This is a genomic window from Streptomyces odonnellii, from assembly GCF_000981895.1.
In the GTDB taxonomy this organism is placed as follows: Bacteria; Actinomycetota; Actinomycetes; order Streptomycetales; family Streptomycetaceae; genus Streptomyces; species Streptomyces odonnellii.
Genome location: NZ_LATD01000030.1, coordinates 57996 through 64247, shown reverse-complemented (window position 1 = coordinate 64247; position 6252 = coordinate 57996). Strand labels below are relative to the sequence as shown.

5 protein-coding genes are annotated in these 6252 nt (G+C 72.3%); 2 read left to right on the top strand and 3 right to left on the bottom strand.

Annotated features, from left to right (window positions below; all coding sequences use genetic code 11):
• Positions 1-58 precede the first annotated feature (58 nt).
• Positions 59-1522 carry an NCS2 family permease gene (locus tag WH07_RS04830; RefSeq protein ID WP_046495715.1) on the bottom strand — a complete coding sequence of 488 codons (1464 nt, stop codon included), beginning with the start codon at positions 1520-1522 and terminating at the stop codon, positions 59-61.
• Positions 1523-1750: 228 nt separating this feature from the next.
• Here WH07_RS04830 and WH07_RS04825 point away from each other — a divergent pair, with 228 nt between their 5' ends.
• A complete protein-coding gene (locus WH07_RS04825; RefSeq protein WP_046495712.1) occupies positions 1751-2959 on the top strand; it encodes an MFS transporter in 1209 nt (402 codons plus the stop codon).
• Between the two features lie 19 nt (positions 2960-2978).
• Here the strand turns inward: WH07_RS04825 and WH07_RS04820 are convergent, their stop codons facing one another.
• Both WH07_RS04820 and WH07_RS04815 read right to left on the bottom strand, forming a co-directional pair.
• Entirely contained in the window at positions 2979-4154 is a 1176-nt protein-coding gene (locus WH07_RS04820; protein WP_046495710.1) for a hypothetical protein, read from the bottom strand.
• Positions 4151-5152 (bottom strand): 5-dehydro-4-deoxyglucarate dehydratase, encoded by a 1002-nt coding sequence (locus WH07_RS04815; RefSeq protein ID WP_046495732.1) that lies wholly within the window; start codon positions 5150-5152, stop codon positions 4151-4153. The genes WH07_RS04820 and WH07_RS04815 overlap by 4 nt, the downstream gene beginning before the upstream one ends.
• Positions 5153-5424: 272 nt before the next feature.
• Here WH07_RS04815 and WH07_RS04810 point away from each other — a divergent pair, with 272 nt between their 5' ends.
• Positions 5425-6234, top strand: a complete 810-nt coding sequence (locus WH07_RS04810; RefSeq protein ID WP_046495705.1) for an NAD-dependent epimerase/dehydratase family protein — start codon at positions 5425-5427, stop codon at positions 6232-6234.
• Positions 6235-6252 lie beyond the last annotated feature (18 nt).

The window sequence follows — 6252 nt, the reverse complement described above, 5'->3', positions numbered from 1 at the left end:
CCGCACGCCCACCCCGCGCCCCGTCCCGTACCCCCGCTCGTACCACCGCGACCTGGCACTACGTCACATTGAGCAACTGCTCGACCGGATCGATCGCGAAGTACACCGCGAACAGTGCCGCCGTCCCCCACAGCAGCCAGTGCACCTCACGCGCCTTGCCCAGCACCGCCTTGATCAGGACATAGGAGAGGAAGCCGGCGCCGATGCCGTTGGTGATGGAGTACGTGAACGGCATCACGGCGATCGTCAGGAAGGCCGGGACCGCTATCTCGTACTTCTCCCAGTCGATGTGCCGTACCTGCGTCATCAGCAGGAAGCCCACCACGACCAGCGCCGGGGCCGCCGCCTGCGCCGGGACCACCAGGGCGAGCGGGGCGAGGAAGAGGGAGAGCCCGAAGAGCGCGCCGGTGACCAGGGACGCGAAGCCGGTACGGGCGCCCTCGCCGACGCCCGCCGCCGACTCGATGTACGACGTGTTGGAGGAAGCCGAGGCGGCGCCGCCCGCCACCGCCGCCGCGCCGTCGATCAGCAGGATCCGGCCGAGGCCCGGCACCTTGCCCTGCTCGTCGAGGAGTCCGGCTTCGCTGGAGACCCCGACCACGGTGCCCATGGTGTCGAAGAAGTCGCTCAGCATGAGTGTGAAGACCAGCAGGACGAGCGTGACCACCCCGACCTGCTCGAACGCCCCGAACAGGCTGAAGGAGCCGACGAGCCCGAAGTCGGGCGCGGCGACCAGATCGCCGGGCACGGCCGGCGCGGTGAGTCCCCAGGCGGCGGGCGCGATGTCCGCGATCTCGTTGATGACGACCGCCACGGCCGTCGTGACGACGATGCCGATGAGGATCGCGCCCCGCACCTTGCGCGCCACCAGGGCGACGGTCAGCAGGACCCCGAGGCAGAAGACCAGGACCGGCCAGCCGGTGAGCTGTCCCGAGGCGCCGAGCTGCACCGGTACGGAGCCGGTGTCGCCGGGGATCCGGGTGACGAAGCCCGCGTCGACAAAGCCGATGAAGGCGATGAAGAGGCCGATGCCCACGCTGATGGCCTGCTTGAGTTCCCGCGGGATGGCGTGCATGACGGCCTCGCGCAGCCCGGTGACCACCAGCGCGCAGATCAGCAGGCCTTCGAGAACGATCAGTCCCATCGCGTCGGGCCAGCTCATCAGGGGCGCGAGCTGGAAGGCGACCACGGCGTTGAGTCCGAGCCCGGCGGCGACGGCGAGCGGCAGATTGCCGCCGAGGCCCATGACTGCGGTCATCACGGCGGCCACCAGCGCGGTGGCGGTGACGAGCTGCGGCCCGGAGAGATGGGCGCCGAACTTGTCCTCGGCGCCGCCCAGGATGATCGGGTTGAGCACGAGGATGTAGGCCATGGTGAAGAAGGTGGCGAAGCCGCCGCGGATCTCGCGCGCGTACGTCGAACCGCGCTCGCTGATCCTGAAGTAGCGGTCGACGGCGTCGCGTCGGGCGGGGCCCGGCGTTCGCGGTGGCTGCGGGGTCCGGTCCACTGTCCGGTCTGACATGGGGCTCCTCGTGCTGAGTCGGTCGCGGGGGGTAGAGGGATTGTGCCCCTGTCAGGGACAGTTCAGGTTTTCACCGTGTTAATGAGACGCCGTCCCGGCCCGCGCGGCCTTGTCTGAGGCTCCTCACGCGCTGAAGTAGGGCGATTGCCCGATGCGGTCCCCCGGTCCTCAGCCGCCACTCTGACGCCCGTACCGGCGGCGGGTGACAGAGCGGAGGACACGGGGGACATGGGTGCGAGGACCGGAGGCGTACGAGCCGGAGGCGTGCTGCGGGACCGTACCGCCGGGCTGTATCTGTCCGCGGTGGTGGTGTCCGGTTTTGGTACGTCCGCGATGTGGCTGGCCGCCGGTGTCTGGGCCAAGTCGCTGACCGGTTCGGACAGTCTGGCCGCGCTGACCGTCTTCGCGATGTGGGCGCCGACGCTGGTGGGTCCGCTGCTCGGGTCGGTCGCCGACCGGGTGCGCAGAAGGCCGCTGCTGATCGGCTGCAACCTCGGCATGGCGGCCCTGCTGCCCCTCCTGCTCGCCGTCGACTCGGCGGACCGCGTCTGGATCCTCTTCTGCGTGCTGTTCGTATACGGGGCGAGCGGGGTCGTCCAGAGCGCGGCGGAGACGGCGCTGGTCGCCACGGCGGTCGACAAGCGGCTACTGGGGGGCTTCAACGGGCTGCGGATGACGGCCAACGAGGGCATGAAGCTGCTCGCGCCGCTCGCGGGCGCGGGGCTCTACGCCCGGTTCGGCGGCGGTCCCGTGGTGCTGCTGGACGCGGCGACCTTCGTGCTGGCCGCCGGGCTGTTCGCGCTGATGCGGGTACGGGAGGAGCCCCCCGCCGCGCGGACTTCGTCACGGCTCGCGGGCACCGTCGAGGGTTTCCGGCGGCTCCGGGCGGCCCCCGCCGTACGCCCGCTCGTGCTCGCCGCCGGGGTGACGATGCTGCTCGCCGGGATCAACGGCGCGGCGGTGTACGCGGTCGTCGACCGGGTCCTGGGCCACTCCCCCGCCTTCGTCGGGCCGCTGTACGCGGTGCAGGGCGCCGGGTCCGTGGTGATCGGCCTTCTCGCGGGACCGCTGCTGCGGCGGCTGCCCGAGCGGGTGTTCGCGGCGGCCGGGATCGCACTGTTCGCGCTGTCGGTCGCGGCGCGGGCGCTGCCGTACGACACGGTGGCGCTGGCGAGCGCCGCGGGGGTGGGGCTGGGACTGCCCTGTGTGCTGATCGCCGCGCTGACGGCGGTGCAGCGCGAGATTCCCGAGCGGGTGCTCGGCCGCACCGCCGCCACCGCCAACACCCTGATCTATGTGCCGAACGCGGTGGCGCTGGGGCTGGGCGCGGGCCTGATCGCCTTCGTCGACCTCGCGATACTTCTGCCGGCGGCCGGGGCGGCGGGGCTGCTCACCGCGCTCGTGCTGGTCCGTGGCGCGCCCGGCCACCGGCAATGACCCACCACAGCCGTATGACTCACCCCAGCCGCGAGAGCGCCGCGGCGACCGCCGTCAGGTCGGCGTCGGAGGCCAGTCCCGCGTGGTAGAGCCGCAGTTCGGTCGCCCCCAGTCCGGCGGCGCGCGCGGCGTCCTCGGCGAGTGTCGCGGGGCTGCCGCCCATGCCACCGACGACATTGAAGTTCGCGGCCAGTACGGACGAACCGGTGCGGTGCGGTACGAAGGGCGTCAGCATCGCTTCGGCCGCGCCGCCTGAGCAGGGCAGGACGACCCCGTCCGCGATCCCCAGTATGTGTGCCGGATCCACACCGGCATTGGCACCGGTGTGGTACGGCACCGGGTCGGCGTGCAGCAGCACCTGGAAGCCGGGCGCGGCTTCCGCCCGTACCGCCGCGACCGCCGCTTCCTGGAGCGCCCGGGCCGTTCGGCCGCGCCAGTCGAAGGTGACGGCGGCGAGATCGGCGCCGAGGAGCTTCTCGACGGCGGGCCGTCCGGCCTCTGCGGACCCGGTGGCCCAGCCGGGCTCCAGCGCGCGCCGTACGGCGGCGGCCAGTTCGTCCGGGTCCGCGCCGAGCCCCTCGTACCCCTGTCGGCAGACCGGGCAGAAGCAGAGCGACATCAGATACTGCGCCGCGTCGCCGAGGCCGACGCCCGCGATCTTGTCGTGGGCGTGCAGATGCGCGAGCCCGTACCAGCCGCAGGACTCCAGTTCGGTGCCGTGCGCGCCGGGGCGTACGGCGGCCTCCGCCGCCAGTTCGGCCAGATACGCGGCGACGGCGGGCCTGGCGATACAGGGCGCCCAGGGGTAGCGGTCGCCGTAGGCGTTGACCACGGAGGTGTCGGGGCGCTCGGCGCCGAGCCGGGAGCTGTGCGCGAGGATCACCCAGGTGTGGACGTCGAGTCCGGCGTCGGCCAGCGCGGCGGCGGCCTCCCCGTGGGCGTCGCCGGGCGCCCAGTCGCCCGCCGGGTACGGGCGCAGCTCATGGCCCGCCCAGCGGCCGGTGTCCGGCGGGTAGAGGACGGCGGCGTGCTCGGCGGTGACGATGCGATGGCGCGGGTGACGGGGGGTCAGGGCGCGGGTGGAGTGGTAGGCGGAGGCGAGGGTGACCTGCTGGACGCCGAGGTCCGCGATCCTGGCGGGGGCGTCCGGGTCGCCCACCATGTCCCACGGGTAGAGAAAGGCGGAGGCCCTCACCGGCCCGCCTCCGCGCCCCGGCCGCCCGCGCCGCCGCCGGAGAGCCCGGGCTGGTCACTGCCTTGGGGAAGCAGCGCCCGGCCGCGTTCGATCAGGACCGCGAGCGCCTTGACATGGTCGGGGTGGGGCTCGCTGAGCGGCGGCCGTACCTCTCCGACGTCCAGCCCTCCGAGCCGTACCCCTGCCTTGACCAGCGACACGGCGTATCCGCGGCCCTGGTTGCGCAGTTCGACCAGTGGTACGTAGAAGCCGTCGAGCAGCCGGTTGACCGTCTTGTCGTCCCCGGTGGTCAGCGCGCGGTGGAAGGCGAGCGCGATGTCGGGGGCGAAGGCGAAGACCGCGGAGGAGTAGAGGGTGATCCCGATCCCGCGGTAGGCGAGACCGGTGAGTTCGGCGGTGGGCAGCCCGTTGAAGAAGAGGAACTCCCGGCCGGGCCGCTCGCTCCGTACGGCGCTGACGACGCGCTGCGTCAGATCGAGGTCGCCGTATCCGTCCTTGAGGCCGATGATGCGCTCCACATCGGCGAGTTCGACGATGGTCGCGGGCGTGAAGACGGCGTTGTCGCGCTGGTAGACGATGGTGTCGAGGGAGGTGGCCGCGGCCAGCGCGGTGTAGTGGCGTACCAGTCCCTCCTGGCCGGCGACGACCAGATAGGGAGGCATGGCGAGCAGCCCGTCGGCGCCCGCCTCCTCGGCGATCCGCGCGTACTCGACCGCGAGCGCCGTGCCGTACCCGGTCGCCGCCACGACCGGCACCCGGCCCGCCGTCTCCTCGACGGCCGCGGCGACGCAGGCGCGGAACTCCTCCGGGGTGAGGGCGTGGAACTCACCGGTGCCGCAGCACGCGAAGACCGCCGCGGCGCCCGCCTCGACCCCCGCTCCGACATGCGCGCGGAAGGCGCCGAGGTCGAGGGCGCCGTCGGGCCCGTACGCGGTGACGGGGAAGAACAGCGGCCCGGCCACGCGGGTGAGGCGTGCGGCAAGCGGGGCTGAGGTCACGAGCGCTCCCTTGGCCATGCAGCGAGCGCCGACCGCCCGTGCACAATTCTGATCCATGTCCATATCCCTGAACAACGCCACGCTAGGGCAGCCGCGCGCCGCGGGTCAAGACGAGAAACCGCAACTCAGGGACGGATTCGCGGCCTCCGCGCCACACTTGACGCTGCCGCGCCCCACTCCCTAGCGTGTCCATGCATGTGAATTATGTCTACGGATCTGAGCCGATCGAGCCCGCCGGCCCATGGATCCACGCCCGCCGAGGAGATTCCCCCATGCCCGCTCCCCGTACCGTCCTGCTCACCGGCGCCGCCGGCGGCCTCGGCACCCTGATGCGGGGCCTGCTGCCCGCGTACGGCTACGAGCTGCGGCTCTTCGACGTCAACCCCGTCGAGGGCGAGCCGGACGCCATCACCGCCGATCTCGCGGACAAGGAGGCGCTGCGGGAGGCCGTACGGGGCGTCGACGCGATCATCCATCTCGCGGGCATCTCCCTGGAGTCGACCTTCGACAAGATCCTGCGCGCCAACATCCAGGGGACGTACAACCTGTACGAGGCCGCCCGCGCGGAGGGTGTCCGGCGTACGGTCTTCGCCTCCAGCAACCACGCCGTGGGCTTCACCCCGCGCCCCCGGGGCGACGACCCGCTGATCCCGGTCGACACCCCGCGCCGCCCCGACACCTACTACGGGCTGTCCAAGTGCTTCGGCGAGGATCTCGCCCAGCTCTACTGGGACCTGCACGGCCTGGAGACCGTCTCCGTACGGATCGGCTCCTGCTTCGCCGAGCCCAGCACCGTCCGTATGCTCTCCGTCTGGCTGAGCCCCGAGGACTGCGCCCGGCTCTTCCACGCCGCGCTCACCGCCGAGGGCGTCGGCCACACCGTCGTCCACGGCTCCTCCGCCAACACCCGGCTGTGGTGGGACCTGACGAGCGCGCGGGCGCTGGGGTACGAGCCGCTCGACGACTCGGAGCGGTACGCGGAGAAGCTCATCGCCGAGCAGGGGCCGCTCGACCCGGACAATCCGGACCACGCGTGTCTGGGCGGCCAGTTCACGACGAATCCGCCGCGCTGGCCGCACTGAGGCGCGCCGGCCGCACCG

Bases quoted from the DNA above. Each gene is read 5' to 3' on its own strand.
- WH07_RS04830 (WP_046495715.1), bottom strand. From the start codon at position 1,522: ATGTCAGACCGGACAGTGGACCGGACCCCGCAGCCACCGCGAACGCCG.
- WH07_RS04825 (WP_046495712.1), top strand. From the start codon at position 1,751: ATGGGTGCGAGGACCGGAGGCGTACGAGCCGGAGGCGTGCTGCGGGAC.
- WH07_RS04810 (WP_046495705.1), top strand. From the start codon at position 5,425: ATGCCCGCTCCCCGTACCGTCCTGCTCACCGGCGCCGCCGGCGGCCTC.